This is a genomic window from Pseudomonas sp. P2S-1, assembly GCF_057197725.1.
On record NZ_CM170068.1, the window covers coordinates 73102 to 89169 of the forward strand.

General features: G+C 63.8%; 22 protein-coding genes and 1 pseudogene. 2 read left to right on the top strand and 21 right to left on the bottom strand.

What is annotated here, in order from left to right; translation table 11 throughout:
• Positions 1 to 12 precede the first annotated feature (12 nt).
• From AC2CQI_RS00345 to AC2CQI_RS00445, 21 genes and pseudogenes are all read right to left on the bottom strand, one after another.
• On the bottom strand, positions 13 to 528 hold the full coding sequence (locus AC2CQI_RS00345) for a phage major tail tube protein (protein ID WP_484578748.1): 516 nt from the start codon (positions 526 to 528) through the stop codon (positions 13 to 15).
• 15 nt (positions 529 to 543) lie between these two features.
• Entirely contained in the window at positions 544 to 1716 is a 1173-nt protein-coding gene (locus AC2CQI_RS00350; RefSeq protein ID WP_484578749.1) for a phage tail sheath protein, read from the bottom strand.
• 89 nt (positions 1717 to 1805) lie between these two features.
• Complete coding sequence (locus AC2CQI_RS00355; RefSeq protein ID WP_484578750.1) at positions 1806 to 2210, bottom strand: phage tail assembly chaperone; 405 nt, start codon at positions 2208 to 2210, stop codon at positions 1806 to 1808.
• A gap of 11 nt (positions 2211 to 2221) precedes the next feature.
• Positions 2222 to 4066, bottom strand: a complete 1845-nt coding sequence (locus AC2CQI_RS00360; RefSeq protein WP_484578751.1) for a phage tail protein — start codon at positions 4064 to 4066, stop codon at positions 2222 to 2224.
• Complete coding sequence (locus tag AC2CQI_RS00365) at positions 4063 to 4674, bottom strand: phage tail protein I (protein ID WP_484578752.1); 612 nt, start codon at positions 4672 to 4674, stop codon at positions 4063 to 4065. Before AC2CQI_RS00365 ends, AC2CQI_RS00360 begins: the two co-directional genes overlap by 4 nt.
• Positions 4671 to 5585 (bottom strand): baseplate J/gp47 family protein, encoded by a 915-nt coding sequence (locus AC2CQI_RS00370; protein ID WP_484578753.1) that lies wholly within the window; start codon positions 5583 to 5585, stop codon positions 4671 to 4673. The genes AC2CQI_RS00365 and AC2CQI_RS00370 overlap by 4 nt, the downstream gene beginning before the upstream one ends.
• Positions 5582 to 5926, bottom strand: a complete 345-nt coding sequence (locus tag AC2CQI_RS00375; protein WP_484578754.1) for a GPW/gp25 family protein — start codon at positions 5924 to 5926, stop codon at positions 5582 to 5584. Before AC2CQI_RS00375 ends, AC2CQI_RS00370 begins: the two co-directional genes overlap by 4 nt.
• The gene (locus AC2CQI_RS00380) at positions 5923 to 6498 is read right to left on the bottom strand and encodes a phage baseplate assembly protein V (RefSeq protein WP_484580564.1); all 576 of its coding nucleotides are present in this window, start codon (positions 6496 to 6498) and stop codon (positions 5923 to 5925) included. Before AC2CQI_RS00380 ends, AC2CQI_RS00375 begins: the two co-directional genes overlap by 4 nt.
• Positions 6499 to 6559: 61 nt before the next feature.
• The gene (locus tag AC2CQI_RS00385; protein WP_484578755.1) at positions 6560 to 7015 is read right to left on the bottom strand and encodes a phage virion morphogenesis protein; all 456 of its coding nucleotides are present in this window, start codon (positions 7013 to 7015) and stop codon (positions 6560 to 6562) included.
• A complete protein-coding gene (locus AC2CQI_RS00390) occupies positions 7008 to 7541 on the bottom strand; it encodes a phage tail protein (RefSeq protein WP_484578756.1) in 534 nt (177 codons plus the stop codon). Before AC2CQI_RS00390 ends, AC2CQI_RS00385 begins: the two co-directional genes overlap by 8 nt.
• Positions 7525 to 7794: an Rz1-like lysis system protein LysC gene (gene lysC / locus AC2CQI_RS00395; RefSeq protein ID WP_484578757.1), complete on the bottom strand. Its 270-nt coding sequence runs from the start codon at positions 7792 to 7794 to the stop codon at positions 7525 to 7527. Before lysC ends, AC2CQI_RS00390 begins: the two co-directional genes overlap by 17 nt.
• Positions 7715 to 8086: pseudogene (locus tag AC2CQI_RS00400) on the bottom strand (Rz-like lysis system protein LysB); the annotation flags it as partial. The gene lysC and the pseudogene AC2CQI_RS00400, both read right to left, overlap by 80 nt.
• Entirely contained in the window at positions 8083 to 8325 is a 243-nt protein-coding gene (locus tag AC2CQI_RS00405; RefSeq protein ID WP_484578758.1) for a hypothetical protein, read from the bottom strand. The gene AC2CQI_RS00405 and the pseudogene AC2CQI_RS00400, both read right to left, overlap by 4 nt.
• Entirely contained in the window at positions 8322 to 9155 is an 834-nt protein-coding gene (locus tag AC2CQI_RS00410; protein ID WP_484578759.1) for an N-acetylmuramidase domain-containing protein, read from the bottom strand. Before AC2CQI_RS00410 ends, AC2CQI_RS00405 begins: the two co-directional genes overlap by 4 nt.
• A complete protein-coding gene (locus tag AC2CQI_RS00415; protein WP_484578760.1) occupies positions 9152 to 9466 on the bottom strand; it encodes a phage holin, lambda family in 315 nt (104 codons plus the stop codon). Before AC2CQI_RS00415 ends, AC2CQI_RS00410 begins: the two co-directional genes overlap by 4 nt.
• 6 nt (positions 9467 to 9472) lie before the next feature.
• Entirely contained in the window at positions 9473 to 9685 is a 213-nt protein-coding gene (locus tag AC2CQI_RS00420) for a tail protein X (RefSeq protein ID WP_484578761.1), read from the bottom strand.
• Positions 9685 to 9894, bottom strand: coding sequence for a DUF7415 domain-containing protein (locus tag AC2CQI_RS00425; protein ID WP_484578762.1), 210 nt, complete (start codon positions 9892 to 9894; stop codon positions 9685 to 9687). Before AC2CQI_RS00425 ends, AC2CQI_RS00420 begins: the two co-directional genes overlap by 1 nt.
• The gene (locus tag AC2CQI_RS00430) at positions 9894 to 10370 is read right to left on the bottom strand and encodes a head completion/stabilization protein (protein WP_484578763.1); all 477 of its coding nucleotides are present in this window, start codon (positions 10368 to 10370) and stop codon (positions 9894 to 9896) included. Before AC2CQI_RS00430 ends, AC2CQI_RS00425 begins: the two co-directional genes overlap by 1 nt.
• Before the next feature lie 99 nt (positions 10371 to 10469).
• On the bottom strand, positions 10470 to 11171 hold the full coding sequence (locus AC2CQI_RS00435) for a phage terminase small subunit (protein ID WP_484578764.1): 702 nt from the start codon (positions 11169 to 11171) through the stop codon (positions 10470 to 10472).
• 3 nt (positions 11172 to 11174) lie between these two features.
• The gene (locus tag AC2CQI_RS00440; RefSeq protein ID WP_484578765.1) at positions 11175 to 12185 is read right to left on the bottom strand and encodes a phage major capsid protein, P2 family; all 1011 of its coding nucleotides are present in this window, start codon (positions 12183 to 12185) and stop codon (positions 11175 to 11177) included.
• A 28-nt stretch (positions 12186 to 12213) separates the two neighbouring features.
• Positions 12214 to 13068 carry a GPO family capsid scaffolding protein gene (locus tag AC2CQI_RS00445; RefSeq protein WP_484578766.1) on the bottom strand — a complete coding sequence of 285 codons (855 nt, stop codon included), beginning with the start codon at positions 13066 to 13068 and terminating at the stop codon, positions 12214 to 12216.
• A gap of 158 nt (positions 13069 to 13226) precedes the next feature.
• On the opposite strand from AC2CQI_RS00445, the gene AC2CQI_RS00450 reads away from it, so the two are divergent.
• Both AC2CQI_RS00450 and AC2CQI_RS00455 read left to right on the top strand, forming a co-directional pair.
• A complete protein-coding gene (locus AC2CQI_RS00450; RefSeq protein WP_484578767.1) occupies positions 13227 to 14981 on the top strand; it encodes a terminase ATPase subunit family protein in 1755 nt (584 codons plus the stop codon).
• Positions 14981 to 16018 carry a phage portal protein gene (locus AC2CQI_RS00455; protein ID WP_484578768.1) on the top strand — a complete coding sequence of 346 codons (1038 nt, stop codon included), beginning with the start codon at positions 14981 to 14983 and terminating at the stop codon, positions 16016 to 16018. Before AC2CQI_RS00450 ends, AC2CQI_RS00455 begins: the two co-directional genes overlap by 1 nt.
• Positions 16019 to 16068: the final 50 nt, after the last annotated feature.

Genomic DNA, 16068 nt, shown 5'->3' on the forward strand with positions numbered 1-16068 from the left:
AGGCTCCAGAGGTTAAATGCCGAGTGCACGGCGCTGCTCGGCGAGCATGTCGACGCCGTCGATGATTTCGATGAAGTTGAGGAGATCGATCTCGACGATGGTTTCGCCGTTCACGATCAGCTTGTAGTAGCTGCAGGTGGTGGTGACCTTGTGCTCGGTGTCCTCGCCCGGGGTGGCTTCGCCGCCGTCCAGGGTCTCGTGCCGGCCACGCACAACGATCTCAACGCTGGTGTATTCGCCGGTATCGTCCTGCTGGTAGCTGCCGGCCCAGCGCAGCATCACGCCGGATGCGCTGATTGCTCCGAACTGGCGGAGGGTGATCAGGTCGAGGCCACCCAGGGTGAACTCCACCTGCAGGCCGTCGTCCGAGAAGCCCAGGTCGGCTTTTACCGGCCCATTCATACCGCCCCCGCGATACGCCTCCATCTTGCGGGCGAGTACCGGAGGGGTGACCGACTTGCAGACGCCCAGGTAGCTGTTGGCGTCGTTGAACAGGTTCATGTTCTTGAGTTTGCGGGGCATGGCCATGTGCGTGACCTCCGTTTATGCGTTGATGCGGCTGGCGAAGTCCACCAGGTAGCGGTCGGTGATGCGCTGGCGCAGCGTGAGGTCCTCGAGCGGCGGCACGGGGGTGTAGTCGTAATCGATGTACAGCTTGCCGGCCTTGAGCGTGTCCTTGTCGTTGGCGGTCTCGTCGTACCAGGCGCTGCCCCCGATCAGATAGCCGGCGGAGATCAGCTCGCGGAACTTGGCGTTGATGCCTTCGAGGATGTCGCGGATCAGTGAGGCGTGCATCGGCTTGTCGTTCGCCCACATGTGGGCCTCGGCCATGGTGTCGGCCAGAACATGGGCGGTTCGGGTGTAGTTCTCGAAAGCGAACATCGGGTCGGCGGAGCAAGTCCGGCTGCCCCAGAAGCGATAGCCCCCTTCATTGATCAGCGTGGTGACCTCGTTCTCGTTGAGGTAGCCGGCGTCGGTCGCCGGGTTCTGCAGATCCCAGAACACGTCCGCGCTGATCCCGGTGGCGCCGTTGACCGGGATGTTCGACAGGGTCTTGTGCCAGCCCACCTCCTGGTCGAGCTTGGCGCGCAGGCCCAAGGCGACGGCGACGGCCGGGGCGGTGACGGTGCTGTCGGTGGTGGTGCTCCAGGCTTCGAAGTCGGGCCAGATGACCATCACCTCACGGGCGCCGAAGTTCTCGCGGTAGGCCACGGCCTCTTCCTTGGTCTTGCACTGATCAGCGCGGACATACGCGAATGCGCGCAACTGCTGGGCGATCGCTACCAGAGCGGTGGCCACCGGCAGGCTGTCCAGGCCGGGCACGCCCAGGATCCGAGGCGTGACCTTGAGCCGGGTCTTGGCCGCAAGCAGGGCCTTCATGCCGGTGTACTTGCCTTCTGCTGTAGTTGTGCCGATGAGGTTGCTCGTGGTCTCGGCCGCGTCGGCGCCGGTGGCCACGCGCACGACCACGGTCACGGGCTTAGTCTGGTCAGCGATCGCCTGAAGGCTTGCGGCCAGGGTGCCGGTGGTGCCGGCCTTGCCGATCGCGGCCTGGACGTTAGTCAGCAGAACAGGGGTGTCGAGGGGAAAAGCCGTGGCGTCAGCATCGTCTGCCGTGCAGACCAGGCCGACGACGGCAGTAGAAACGGTGGGGATCGGGCGGGTGCCCTCGTTGATTTCGAGGACGCGCACGCCGTGGTGATATTCGCCGGCCATGGTTGAGTGCCTGTGCAGTGGGGATGACACTGCACAGGCTGCCGCGCGTGCGATGCTGCGGCGAGCAACGCGGCCTGTATAGCGGTCCGTTACAGGAACGCTGGTGGGGCTGGACGCATGTTTGCGTCGGGGAAATGCTCAGAAGCGGGCCAGTCGCGCAATGCCTGCATGTACGTCAGCAGCTCGGTGAACTGCTCGACGGTCAGTGTGGTGGGCATGCCGATATCGAGCTCATCACGGTGACGGTCCCGAAACCATGTAACCGCCGCCAGTTCTCCGTCGCGCCAAGCCCGCTCCGGGGTTTCCAGATCGGGCTCAACATCCACCAGTTCAAGGGCCCCGTCGGTGAGTTGTATGTGCTGACCCGAAGCGAGTCCGTTCAGGAAGTCCAGGTGCTGCTGACGACTGATTTCAATCGCATCCCCGGGGATAGCCCCCTTGTGCACGCCGTCGGCGTAGAAGCCCTGAGTATTTGGCGAGTAGTAGTAACGCATGATTCAGGCCCTCAATGACCGATTGAAAACCAAGGAACGCTTGGTTGACCCACTGAGCCGGCAGCGCTCACGCTGAAGGTCTCCGTTCCCTGGTAGCTGACGCCGAGCGACGACCGAACCGTCGAGTCACCGGAGCCGTAGTTGTTGCAGACGCACGTCATGTAGTGCCCATTCGGGTACGCCAACGGGTATGTGATCGAAATCGTCTGGCTCGCCGCAATAGCAGGCCCGGTTCCCCACTGAACCATCACGCCGCCGAGCCAGCTCGGCAGCCGGATGCAACCTTGCGGGCCAGCCACCATCGACAGACCATTGATCAGCGTTTTCGGAGTGACGAACGCGAGCGCATCAGTGCCGGCGTTGACCGCGACCTGTGAGGCAATCCGGGCAATGCCGAGAGTGCTCTCGGAGGCTTGGACAACTTTCGCAGCGATCGCCTGAAACACCCGCAAGGCACTCATAGGCTTGTTTGTGTCAGCGCCAGACTCCGCCTCTGACTGACTCGCTAGAGGCACGCCGTATCCTGCCAGCGTCGTTGGTGTACTGGTGACGCGGGAGAATGGAAGGCTTAGAGAGTGCAATCCCGAGCCATCCCCGCTGATTTTGTTCATCAACGTAACCGCGCCGCTCAGTTCCACCCCTGCTGCAGTTACCCGAATACCGTTGCCGTTCGCCCAAGGTGTCTCCCCGAGCGCGAGGTAGGCACGGGTGTAGCCGCTGGCCAAACCACCCCAAAAACCGATACCGCCCTGCGTCTGATCGGTATCAGTCAGCGCGACCAAGCCGGAGGCAAAAGACTCGGTCAGCGAAGCCCGTAGCATGATGCTATGGGCGCTGTTCATCAGCAGATGACCGTTGATCTCACCGCCAGACTTCGGTACTGCGTCGAGGATGCCGTAGCCCTGGAGCGTATTTGGAGGGTTGGCGATACCTGCCCACGGGATGTTGCTGATCTTCGCGCCGTTGCCCTCGATGACGCCGGTGAACTTGACCGGACCGGACACTTCCACGCCAGTGTCCCGATCGACCCTGACTCCCCAGCCGTTTGCCCAAGGCGTCTCGCCGAGTGCGAGGTAAGCGCGGGAATACCCTCGCGCCTGACTACCCCAGAAACCGATGCCGCCCTGGGCTTGGTTAGCGTCTGAGGTTCCGACGAGGCCGGAAGCGAAGGATTCTGTTTGCCCTGCGCGTAGGTACAAGCTTCGCGCCTGGAGAAGGGTGACGTGCCCATCAATTTCTCCACCGCTTTTCGAGTAGGCATCAGTAATGCCATATCCCGCCAATGTCGTCGGGTTGAGGCCCTTCTGAACAACGCCACGCTCATCGGTCTGTACCTGGGTATACACACCGGGGATCTTGTTGCGAGGGAGCGAGTTGACTATGGAGATATCAACATACTCACGGGTCGCCAGTACCACCGCTGGATCGATCTTCAACTGCACATTCGCACTGCTGGTCACGATCAGGTTCAGGCGCACAACCTGGGTTTTGCCCGTGCCCTGGCTAAGCAAGGGCTTGTAGCTCGGCGCACAGTTGGCGACAGCGACCAGGTCTCCGTCCGCGTCGTAAAGGCCGATCTCCCGAATCCACCAGCCGCCGACGTCCGGCGGGATGATCTGTTCTGCGATGATGATGCTTGGGTTGGCCGGATCGATCTTGAGTCCATTCAGCGGTGCGCGGCGGGTCTCGTGAACGAGGGTGGTCTGTGCGCGAGACGGGATGGGGTCAGCGCCGTTTGCATCACCAACGCCCATCTGGGTGATTTTCCAGGGAATGCCCAGGGCATCGGCATTTGCCTGCTTGGCTTCGCCGATCGCGGTCAGGATCGCGAAGAACTGGCTGTTTTGGTCGGTCATGGGTAAACGTCCAGGGTTTCGATGGTGTGGCCCCGGCCAGCGTGGCCGAAGGTTCCGGTGACTTCGATGTCGCGGAAAGTGGGCGGATAGATGTCGATCTCGTCGCCCTCGTAGAGGCCTGCGGCGAGCTGCAAGTAGCCGCTGCTGGCCAGGACGATGGCCAGACCCGTCATATGGCGGGTCAGTGGCTTGGCGTCGTCCACCAGCCAGGTCAGCTCCTGGTACATCTCGTCGGTGATGCCGGTGTCGAGCACGCCGATCTTCAGAGCGAAGGTGCCCGGTATCCCTGCCGGCACCGTGTTGAACCACTCGACAACCTCGATCAGGTAGCCCAGCGGCTCGACGACACGCCGGAGTGCGCCGATGGTGCCCTTGCGGGAATGGATGAAATGGGATGCCCTGATCGCGGCGCGCTTTGCCGCTTCCGGCCACCGGGAATCCCAACGGTCGACCGAAAAGGCCCAGGCCAGATATGGCAAGAGTGGCAATGGGCACCGGTCAGGGCTGACAAGATCCCTGATCGGGATCGGTACCCGCTGGATCTGAGCCAGCGCCTCTGCGGCCTGGCGTTCCAGGACCGTCGCGTTGCCAGGCAGCAAGGTAGTCATGCGTCCACGACCGCTACGAGGTCGATATCGATGCAATGAGGGGCTTGCGCCGGGCTGGCATTGATGTCCTGCCATCCTTCGAGCTCGACCTTGCGCACGCCCTCCACATGAAGCGCTGCGTGGATAGCAGACTGCGACACTTGCAAGCCCAGCCGGCGCCGCTGGTGGACGTAGGCCTCCAGCTTCTGGCGCGCGGCCGCCAGGATCGGCTCGGCTTCAGGTCCTGGCGTGCTGAGGAAAAGCCTCGCCACGATCTGGTAGGGCAGGATCTCCGCGCCCTGGACGGTTAGCCGGTCACCGATCGGGCGGCGGTCTTCGTCGTTCAGATATGCGCGGACCGTGTTGAGCAGTGCTTGAGGCGCGGAGCCGTCCCCGGCGGTGGACTGGATAGTGACCACCGCTACGGCTGGAGATGGGCTTTCGGCCGAGGCGTCAGCGACCTGGCCATCAGCTGCTCTGGAGTGAAAGATATAGGCGTTCCGTGGGCCGGCGGTGCTGAGGCCCTCGAAAGCCATCTGCGCTCGCTCACGCAGGCTGTCGTCGCTTTCCAGCTCCTGCGCGATCGGCGGGATCGCCCTGGGCGCCGCGGCTCGAATCACCAGACGCCGCACGTTGACGTTGGCGGCGAGTTGGTCGAGGTCCGATCCCCTAGCGGTGCTCAGCATCGTTGCTAGGGCTGCCTCGTTGCAGCGCTGCCGCCAGACTGTTTCGCGGTAGGCGTTCTCCTGCAGGAGCTTGGTCAATGGCTCTGACTCCAACTCCAGGCGTCCGGCGATCTCGGCCTGCTCCTCCGCAGGCCACAAGCTGATCATGTAGGCCTTGCGCTCAAGCAGGATCGCTTCGAAGTCGATCTGCTCGACGACAGCCGGCGCCGGCAGAAGGCTGAAGTCGATCGGGGTGAATGTGTTCATGTGCTGGCCCCCAGTTGCAAGGTACTGCTGATGTTGAATGGCTCGTTGCGGTCGACCAGGACGCCGTCGATCTCCAGCTCGGCGCGGCCCGACAGGTCGGAAATGTTGAACTGCACACGCGACAGGCTGATCCGTGGCTCCCAGTTCACCAGGGCCATTGCGGTGGCGGCGATCAGGCGGATCCTGGTCGTGGTGTTCTGCGGTTGGTCGATCAGCTCCGGCAGCAGGCTGCCGTACTCGCGGCGGGCGATTCTGGTACCGAGGCGGGTGGTGAGGATGTCTTCGACGGACTGGGTGATGTGCTCAAGCTCCGTCAGCGTGCTGCCGTTTTTGCGGTTCATGGCTGCGGCCCATCTGTAGTACCACCGCCGCGCGTCACGCCGCTGTGCTTGTGGTGCACGACGCTGATGCCGCCGGCGATCACGTCCTGGCTCACGGTGACCTTTCCGGTCACCGTCTGGTTACCGGTCTGGATGTAGTCGCCCTTGTGTGTGATTGGTCCCTCGATTGTGATGCCGCCAGTGCTGACCAGGTTGGTGGTGCCCCCGGCCGGCAGCGTGACGTTGAGGTGGTGGGCGACGCTGTCGTACTCGATCACGGCGCCGTCGCGGTAGGTCCGGCGGTGCAGGCCGGCGCGGTCGCCATTGGCCGGTATCGAGTCGCTGAATAGACCGGTGAACACAACGCCGTTCGCCAACTGGCCGCTCGGCGAAATGAGGAGTACCTGTTCACCAGGTGTTGGCGGATCCCATTCGACATCCTCGCCGGCACGCCCGGCAACCCACGGCAACCAGGTGGTCACCAGGTCGCCGGTACTAACGGTCACGCGGGGCGGCACATGCTGCACCGCGGCGATAGTGCCGAAGCGGACCATGTTTTCCAGCAGTCGGGAGAGCGTTGGGAGATCGTTCATGGCGCCGATGGTGGCGCCGCGCTCGTGCGCGCGCAGCACGGCGCGGTTGTAGGAGCGGGCGTTACAGGGATAGGTGCTCGAGCAGTGCGGTGCGGATCAGGTCGTGGTCGGCGTCGGTCATGCCGAGGATCTCGCGCTTTTCGTATAGGGCAGACGGGCCACGGGGTTCGACGCGGTCGCGGAGGCCCTCCTGGTGCACGCGAGCGATCCGTGCGATGCGTCCGGTGAAGCCCACCGTTGCCAGGCTCTTGTCGCCCCGGGCTTTCATCCATGTGGCCGAGCGCAGCTTCTTGAACATCTTCGCCTTGCGCTTGATCCGGCCCTGCTTGTCTCGGAGCTTGCCGGGCTTGCGCGGGGCGTAGGCCGACCCGTCCGGGTTGCGCTGGGCGTCGACGCGCTTCTGCTGGGAGCGGCGCAGCTGTGTGGCTATCGAGCGGCTGAGTTTTGCGCGTTCTGCAGGGGCGATCCGCTGCAGCAGCGGGCTCATCCAGCCGTCGAGTGCTTCAAGGTCAGCCATTGCTTGGGCGCCGTGGGTGCGGGGTGGCCAGGGCCATACCGTCCGGTGGGGCCGGTGGCTGGTAGGTCACTAGGTGTTCGCCGTTGGCGTAGATCTCAATCGGGCCTTGCGGCACGTACGGCTGATAGCCCTGGTCGGCTGGATGGCTCACGTCGTACCTGCCTTGGTCGTTCAGCTTGACCAGGACACGCTCGGTCAGGGGCAGGGAGATGCTCAGATCGACCTTGCTCTTATCCAGGATATCGGCTTCGAACTTGAGCCCTTCTTTCGACTTGTCCAGGTTGGCCAGCAGTTCCGGCTGATTCACGCGAACCCAGCCGAGGATCGGGATCATCACGCTGTCCGGATGACCGGGGAAGTCTGTGAGGATCATCTGCAGCGTGTACTCGTACTCGAAGGACAGCGTCGGTGCGGCCGTGCAGCGGACTTTGCCCTTGTCGATGAAGGTCAGCAGGCGGTCGGGGTTGTGGGCCAGACCGGGCACCTCCGCTAGCAGGTGGTTCCGCAGGCTATCGGGTTTGTTCATCGGTGTTCACCTGGTGCTTGTAGACGCGGTCGACCTGGGCAGCGCATTCGGCCCAGGCTTGCTCGATCAGGTCCTGGTCACTGAGCAGGGTTCCGTTGTTCGCTGGTGCCGTCGCCGGCAGGGTGCACGGCACCACCGCGGGACAGCCAGTCACGATAAGCGTCGGCGCCTGCGACGGCGGGGCGCTCACGCAGCCGGCGAGCAGCAGCAGGCAGAGGCTGGTCAGCCCATTGACGAAGTTCGTCGTTCTCACGCTTGAGGTCCTCGATCTGGCGGCGGCGATCGGCCAGGCCCAGGCGCAGCTCGCCGAGGAGCTGGAGCTGCTGGGCTTGGGTTTCGCGCTCGCGGTTCAGGGTTTGTTTCAGTTCGGTGGCGGTGGCCAGGTTCTTTCGGGCTTCGCCCTGGGCGGTTTCGACCTGGTCCTTGAGGAGCAGCTTGGTTTCATCTGCGGCGTTGAGGAGCTGGTGCTGCGCGAGCGACCAGAGTCCGGCGCCGGCGGCGATGATCAGCGCGCCGGCCAGGGCGCCGGTGCGGATGTCGATCATTTGCGATACCAGCCGGCGGCGTTCATTTCCGCTTCGTCCAGCACCTCCAGATCACCGCAGATCACCAATGGTGGCACTGCCATCACTTGTTGCAGGGCATCTGCCATTTTCCGGCACTGATCGAATGGAGTGCCTGCCGGCAGGAGCACGGCAAGGCATCCTGCGGGGGAAAGACTGGACATGCGCCGAATCAGCTCGCCGTATGGGAAACGTTCAGTTTCCTGCTGTGCGTTGCTCATGCAGCCACCCCCGCGCTGTCCTGGTAACGCTCGAAAGCCCGCTGCAGCTTCACGTCGTACAGGTTTCGCTTGTAGTCCGGGCCGTTGTATAGGCTCGCCACGGTCGCCCACTTCAGGGCCTTGAGCGCCTTGTGCAGAGCCGGATCGGTTTCGATGAAGCGGACGAACGCGTCCAGGTGGTCGGCTTCGCTGCGGGACATCGCAGCGACAAAGTCTTGCACGCTCGCGTAGCCAAGGCGCTCCCACCAGTAGCCCATCACTTGAAACGCGCCCCAGGACGCCGACTCCAGGGCGGCGCTGTCGTCGAGCTGGCGTGCGCTGGCCAGGCGCTGGTGCTCGGCGGTACCGCCGGAGTAGCCGCCGGGTTTGGGGTTGACCAGTGCGGGAAACTGACCAGCCAGGCTGTCGGCTCGCTTCTGCAGCTCGGCCTGGTCGGCGTCGGTGCCCCGGGCCGCTTGCAGCTGACGGTACATGATGTGCCGCTCGAAGAGGATGACGGGCTTGCCGTTGTCCAGGAAGCCGCGGCCCTTGGACTCGACCTCGTTCAACGCATAGACGGCAGCGACCGGTACGCCGAGGCGCAGGGCGGCGTTGGCCAGGTCCGCACCCTTCAGCAGCACCTGGCAACTCGCACCGTTCAGGCTGGCCAAGGTCTTCGGGCCAGCGACCCCGTCGTCAACCAGGCCGACCCGGCGCTGGTAAGCGGCCACGGCCTTTTCGGTCTCGTCGCCGAAGTGGCCGTCGTCCACCAGTTTGGCGCCCTGGGCGTTGAGTTTGCGCTGCAGGTCGCGGACCGCCTGCGAGCGGTCGCCATGTCGCAACGTGGTCATGCTGCCTCTCCTTTACGAACAAAGAACTTCTTCGCGGCCGCCCGGGTGACCTCGACGCCGAGTAGGCCGATTACTCCGCCGAAGAACGGGGCGGCGCTCAGTGGGATGCCGATCAGCGACAGGCCGTGGCTGACCGATAGAGCAAGCGCACCACAGAGCGGAGCCTCGACCGCAACCCGCCGCAAGGATCCGCCGCCGTAGATGACGCGCAACGCTGCAATTACAAGAGCGAGGAAGCCGGCGTACAAACCAGGCCAGTTGTGTTCAAGCCAAGCCGCGAGCCAGGCCCAGGTTTCTGGACGATCAGGCATGAGGATTCATTCCCATAGGTTCACCATCGCGCGCTCCGGCGCTGGGGTTTGGAGGTCGGGGAGGGAGACCAGGACGCCGGCCGGCAGCACCGGGCCGTAGTCTGCGAGTCGTGGGTTTGCCTGGAGCACGGCTTCGACGACGCCGATGGTGCGGCCGTAGTGCCGCCAACACAGGGCGTCGACCGTGTCGTTCTGGATTGTCCGCAGTTGGGCTGGCATCACTCAGCGCCTGCAGGTGATGGAACTGGGCCGACATCTTCTGCGAAAACGAACGGACCATCGGTAGAGACGATCGCTCCTGCCGACTGACCCGTAGCGGGATCCCGGCAGACCGCCAGGCCGAGGGGATGCATGATCTCCCGATTGATGCGCACCAGGAGTCCTCGGTGGGAGATCTCGTTCCAGTCGATGGTTTCGAACTTTTCCATCACAGCAGCTCCACGGTGGTGCGGGACTTGCCCAGGAAATCGCGGATCGCCCATCTCTGGTCCCGGCGGTAGTCCTCGATCGTTGGGGCGGTGTCGTCGGCTTTCTTGCTTCCGCTGGCGGTGGTGTCGTAGCCGCGGTAGCGCTCGCAGACCTCGGCGCCAGTGGCGGCCTCGACCGCGCGGCCATATAGATAGAGGTGCTTTGTGGTGCCGGCGACGGGCATGCTTGGGAAGTCCGCCAGGGCAGTAATCCCCTCGGCGAGCCTTGCAAGGCGCCACTCGTCCAGTTCGTCGTTGACGCTGATCGCCGCAGCAATGACGGCGGTTTCAAGCCGTGCCGGCGTGACGCTGGCGTCGATCCGCAACGACGCACGCAGCTTGTCGAGATCGATCGACGGCCAGAAGTTGTCGGTATTGATGTGCGCACCAGGCGCAGGGGCGCTGGCCGGCTGGCTGCCGGCAATGAATCCGCTCATGGTCGCGTGCTCTGAATAAGTCGGCGGTGGTCGGGGTTTCACAGGTCGGCCATGGGCCGCTGATCGCCCCGAGCCGCCGGGGTGCGCGGGGACGCTCGGTTAGCCGGTGGGGCCGGCGTGTTTCTTGAGGAGGCGCTCGGCGCGCTCCAGGTCTTTCTTGCCACCGCAGCTGCTGTGCAGCTCGATTGCGCGCTTCAGCAGCTCGATGCCGGCGGCGATCTGCCCGGGCTGGCCAGGATTTTCGTCGTCCAGGCCTTCCAGCGTGGCCCTGCCCAGGGCGAGCATCAGCTTGGCCCGGGCTTCGTCCGGCATGTCGGAGTCGGCGGTCAGCTCTGCGGTACGGGTCAGCGTGTCACGGGAGAAGCTTTCGCCGGCCTTCTGTGCCTTGAGTGCAGCGGTCGCTACCTCTTCGGCCACAACGCAGCCAGTGGTCCGGTTGAAGCGGTCGGGCATCTTGAGGTCGTGCTGCAGGACATATCCCGCGACATCGAGACCGCCTTCGAAGTCGCCGGCGTCGAAGCGCCAGACCATAACGGTGACCACGACGTCGTCCTGGGCGCCTTGGCCGGCCTGCAGTACGCCCTCGATGTACGGCACGTACTCAGGCAGCAGCTCGGCCTTGAATTTGCCCTTGGCCTCGCCGGACTGGATCTGCTTGAGGCGGAACTGATCCTGCTGGAGCTTGGCCAGCATCATTTCGTAGCCGGTCGCGCCGTCCATCATCGCGGCCGGGGCGACAGCTGCCGCCTCGATCGCTGCACGCTTACGTAGCTGGGTCTGTTGAGCGAGGGTCAGGGCCATGGATTAAGCCTTCTCGATGTTTTCGACCAGAGCGACCAGGCCGAAGTCTTCGACGACGTAGGCGTCGTTGGAGGACTGATAGTCGGCGATTCGGTCGTATTCCGGCTCGTCCTTCAGGTGACGGCGGCGCGCGGCCTCCTGCCAGTAGATGGACAAGTTCGACAGGGTAGTGACCAGGACGGTGTTGTCCGGGAAGTAAGGCACGTCGACGATCGGTAAGCCGCCCAGGCGAGCTCGGCTGACGATTTCCTGAGCGGCGTTCTCCTCCTGGTTGGAGGCGGCGCCTTTCTCCACGGCGGTGAGCAGCTTCTCGTGGAGCAGATTACGCGACACGATCACGACCAGTTCCGGGTGTTGGCGGTGCCACGGGTCAAGCAGTTGGACGGCATCGAAGACCAAGCCGTCGAGCGTCTTGTAGTCGCCGTCCGGACCGATGATGACTTTGCCGTCCACTTTCGTGCCGTGATCGATCACTCGATCGGGAGCGCCGTCCCGGATCTTTTTCAGCCAGCCAATGTTGACGTCCTGACGCATTGGATAGGTGGCCGGATTACTTGCGGGAGCCACCGATACCCCGTGCCAACCGATCATGATCCGGTCCAGACCCTGGCGCTGCGCGATGGCGTTGGTCAGCCGAACCTGGAAGTCCGGGAATTTCGCCCAGGCATCCAGCAGCGGATACGGGAAGGCACTGTCGAAGTTGGTCTGCTTGCAGGTGTAGCTGTCCTTGGTCAGCGACTGGCGCTCACCAGGATTGCGACGGTTGCCGGCCGCGGTGTTGGTCCGGCTGGCGATTGGACCGTTGACGCCCAGCAGCAGCGCTTCGCCAGACTGCTCGATCACGCCGATGACGTTGATGCGACCCAGGAACGCGATGCCCTCCTGGATCGCAGTCTCCAGCTTTTGCTGGATGCTCGGCTCGACGTTGAATTTCACGGCGGCGCTCTCTACGCCGTTGAGTTTTGCTACGTGGCCGAGGTAGCCGTTGAAGGCGACACGGGTTTCATTACGCATGCTGTGCTCCGAATGGACAGGTGTTGTGTCAGAAGGTGGCCAAGGACTTGCCTTCACCGCCGGTAGCGGCAGGCCGTTGCTTCTGGCTGTGGTCTTGGGTTTCGTCCAGGCGCTTGACCAGTCCGTTGAAGTCGGTGGTGAGCTTCATCAGCTTCTCGACCAGGTCCGTCCGGGCCGCCACCTCTTCGGTGAACGCCTCGCCTTGCTCCTTGGCATGGGTGGCCAGCGCCTCGATGGCGGTGGCCAGTTCGGAGAATTGAGCGGCGTCCTTGCCTTCCTTGTCCTTGCTCTTGCCGAGGACGTCCATGACGCGGTTGAACAGGCCCAGGACCTTGCTCTCGCTGTCGGTGACTTCCTCGAATTCCAGTGCGGTCTCCTCGGCCGCGGTGAACAGGTTGTCCTTGTGCTGTTTCCGGTTGTTCATGGTCCCGTGCTGGGCGCTGAAGCTGAGCGCCTCGGTACCCAGGCTGGCCGGGGTGTCGGTCACCGCCAGGCCAATCAGGTAGGCCTTGCCGGAGTCGGCGAACTTGGGCTGAACCTCGATCGAGGTGTAGATCTTCTGCCCGGCCTTGTTCAGCTCAAGCAGCATGTCGTTCGGCTGGAGCTGGGCGAACAAGGCCAGCTTCTTCACGCCGGCGATCTCGACTTCTTCCGATTTCAGTGCCAGGACGTCGCCGTAGGACCCGAAGTCGCTCCTGGGCAGGTAGCCCTTGATGTGCTCGCAGTTGATCCGGGCGCCGTAGGTGTTCGGGCTGTAGGTGCTGGCCATGTCCTCGATCCAGGATCGTTCGATGGTCCGGCCGTCGGTGGTGGCCCCCTCAACAGCAATGCGGGTCCACTTCGAGCGGTACTTCTTGGGTGGGGTGTCGGTTTTGCCGGCCATGCTGCGATTCCCTCGATGATGTGGCGGTGGCGTTGTGCCTGGCGGTGAGGGCATGGTCGACACACCGCGCGCCCGGGGCAACGCGGCGCAGTTGTAGGGCCGCACGCTACAGGGGCCGGCGATAGGGGAACGCGCGCGCGAACGGCAGCATCGGCGCCATGAATGCCATCGTCGACCTGCCCACTGACCACCGCCGCCATGCCAAGCACCTGTATTGGCAGGGGTATCGCGTGTGCGAGATCGCCGAGCTGATCGGCGAGAAAGAGAAGACCCTTCACAGCTGGAAAAACCGGGACGAGTGGGACCGGGCTACGCCGCTGCAGCGGATCCAGGCCGCGACGGAAGCGCGCCTGGTGCAACTGCTGCTCAAGGATCCGAAGTCCGGGACCGACTTCAAGGAAATCGACCTGCTGCACCGCCAGTTGGAGCGGCAGGCGCGAATCGAGCGGTTCCAGAACGGCGGCACCGAGACCGACCTCAACCCCGAACTGGCCAAGCGTAACTCTGGCGAGAAGCGCAAGCCCAAGCGCAACGGCATCCCCGAGGAGGCGGTCGAGAAACTGGTCGAGGCCTTCGTCGAGGGATGCTTCGACTACCAACTCGACTGGTACCGCGCGGGCAACCAGCGGACCAGGGCAATCCTCAAGAGCCGGCAGATCGGTGCAACGTATTACTTTGCCAGGGAGGCGCTGATCGATGCGCTGACCACCGGCCGTAACCAGATTTTCCTGTCGGCCAGCAAGGCGCAGGCCCACATTTTCAAGGCCTACATCCAGGCGTTCGCCCGCGACACGATCGGCGTCGAGCTGTCAGGCGACCCGATCATCCTGTCCAACGGTGCCGAGCTGCACTTCTTGGGTACCAACGCCCGGACTGCCCAGGGCTACCACGGCAACTTCTACTTCGACGAATTCTTCTGGACCTTCAAGTTCAACGAGCTGAACAAGGTCGCCTCCGGCATGGCGATGCAGAAGCGCTACCGCCGGACCTACTTCTCGACGCCCAGCTCAATGGCGCACGAGGCCTACACCTTCTGGACCGGTGAGCGCTTCAACAAGGGCAAGCCGACAGCCCAGCACTTGAAACTGGACGTCAGCCACAGCGCGCTGCAGCAGGGCCGGCTCTGCGACGACCGGGTCTGGCGGCAGATCGTCACGATTCTGGACGCGGAGGAACGTGGCTGCGACCTGTTCGACATCGACGAGCTGCGCCTGGAATACGACGCCGCGGCCTACCAGAACCTGCTGATGTGCCAGTTCGTCGACGACGGCGCGAGCATCTTCCCGCTGACCATGCTTCAGCCGTGCATGGTGGACAGTTGGTCGACCTGGGAGGACTACAAGCCGTTCGCGGCCAGGCCGTTTGCCGATCGGCAGGTCTGGGTGGGATACGACCCGGCTGAAACGGGCGATTCGGCGGGCCTGATCGTCGTGGCGCCACCGTTGGTACCTGGAGGCAAGTTCCGGGTGCTGGAGCGCCACCAGTTCCGGGGGATGGACTTCAACGCCCAGGCCGAGACGATCCGCAAGGTGACGGAGCGCTACTGGGTCACGTACATCGGTATCGACACAACTGGCATCGGTGGCGCGGTTGCGCAGCTGGTCAAGCAGTTCTTCCCGGCCGTCCGGGCGTTCTCCTACAACGTGGAGCTGAAGGGGCGCTTGGTGATGAAGGCGTGGGACGTGATCAGCAAGGGGCGCCTCGAGTTCGACGCCGGCTGGACGGATCTCGCCCAAGCGCTGATGGCGGTGCGCAAGACGATCACGCCGGGCGGGCGGCAATTCACGTTCGTTGCCGGCCGCAACGAGGCCACCGGCCACGCCGACCTGGCCTGGGCGCTGTTCCACGCAATCCACAACGAGCCGCTGGAAGGCCAGACGGCAACGAATTCCGTGATCATGGAGATTTATTGATGAGCGAAGACAATGGCGGGCAGCCGGTGGCCGTCGAGGGCGAGCTGCTGGCGAAAGGTCAAGGTGCTCAGGGCATGGCGTTCACGTTCGGGGATCCGGTACCAGTGCTCGATGGGCGCGAGATCCTGGACTACCTGGAGTGCTGGTCCAATGGGCGATGGTATGAGCCGCCGGTCTCCCTCGATGGCCTGGCCCGGTCAACCCGGGCGAGCGTGTATCTGCAGTCCGGGCTCACCTTCAAGCGCAACATGCTGGTCCGGACGTTCAAGCCCCATCGATTGCTCAGCCGCCAGGCCTTCGAACAGATCGTCATGGACTGGGGGTGGTGCGGCAACCTCTACCTGGAGAAGCGCGACAACATGCTAGGTCGGGCCCTGGGCTTACTGCCTTGCCTGGCAAAGTACATGCGCCGCGGTACCGACCTGGACACCTACTACCAGGTGCGCGGCTGGAAGGACGAGCACCAGTTCAAGACCGGGAGCATCTGCCACCTGCGCGAGGCTGATATCAACCAAGAGGTCTACGGGCTTCCGGAGTGGATGCCGGCGCTGCAGAGCGCGCTGCTCAACGAGAGCGCGACGCTGTTCCGGCGCAAGTACTACCAGAACGGCAGCCACGCCGGGTTCGTGCTCTACATGACCGACGCGGTGCAGAACGAGAAGTTCGTCGACGACCTGCGCGACGCCATGAAGAACAGCAAGGGGCCGGGCAACTTCCGCAACCTGTTCATGTACGCACCTGGTGGCAAGAAGGATGGCATTCAATTGCTGCCGATCAGCGAGGTAGCGGCCAAGGACGATTTCGCGGCAATCAAGAACATCAGCCGCGACGACCTGTTGGCCGCGCTGCGGATCCCGCCGCAGTTGATGGGGGTGGTGCCGCAGAACGCCGGCGGCTTCGGCTCGATCCGGGAGGCGACAGAGGTCTGGGCCGTCAACGAGCTGGAGCCGGTGCAGGCGCGCCTGGCCCAGGTGAATGACTGGTTGGGAGAGGAGGTGGTGAGCTTCCAGCCGTTTGAGTTACCGCCCAAGGCGTAAGCGCCCTGGGTGATGCGTGAAGGGCGATCGGACGGTCGCCTGTGGACTAC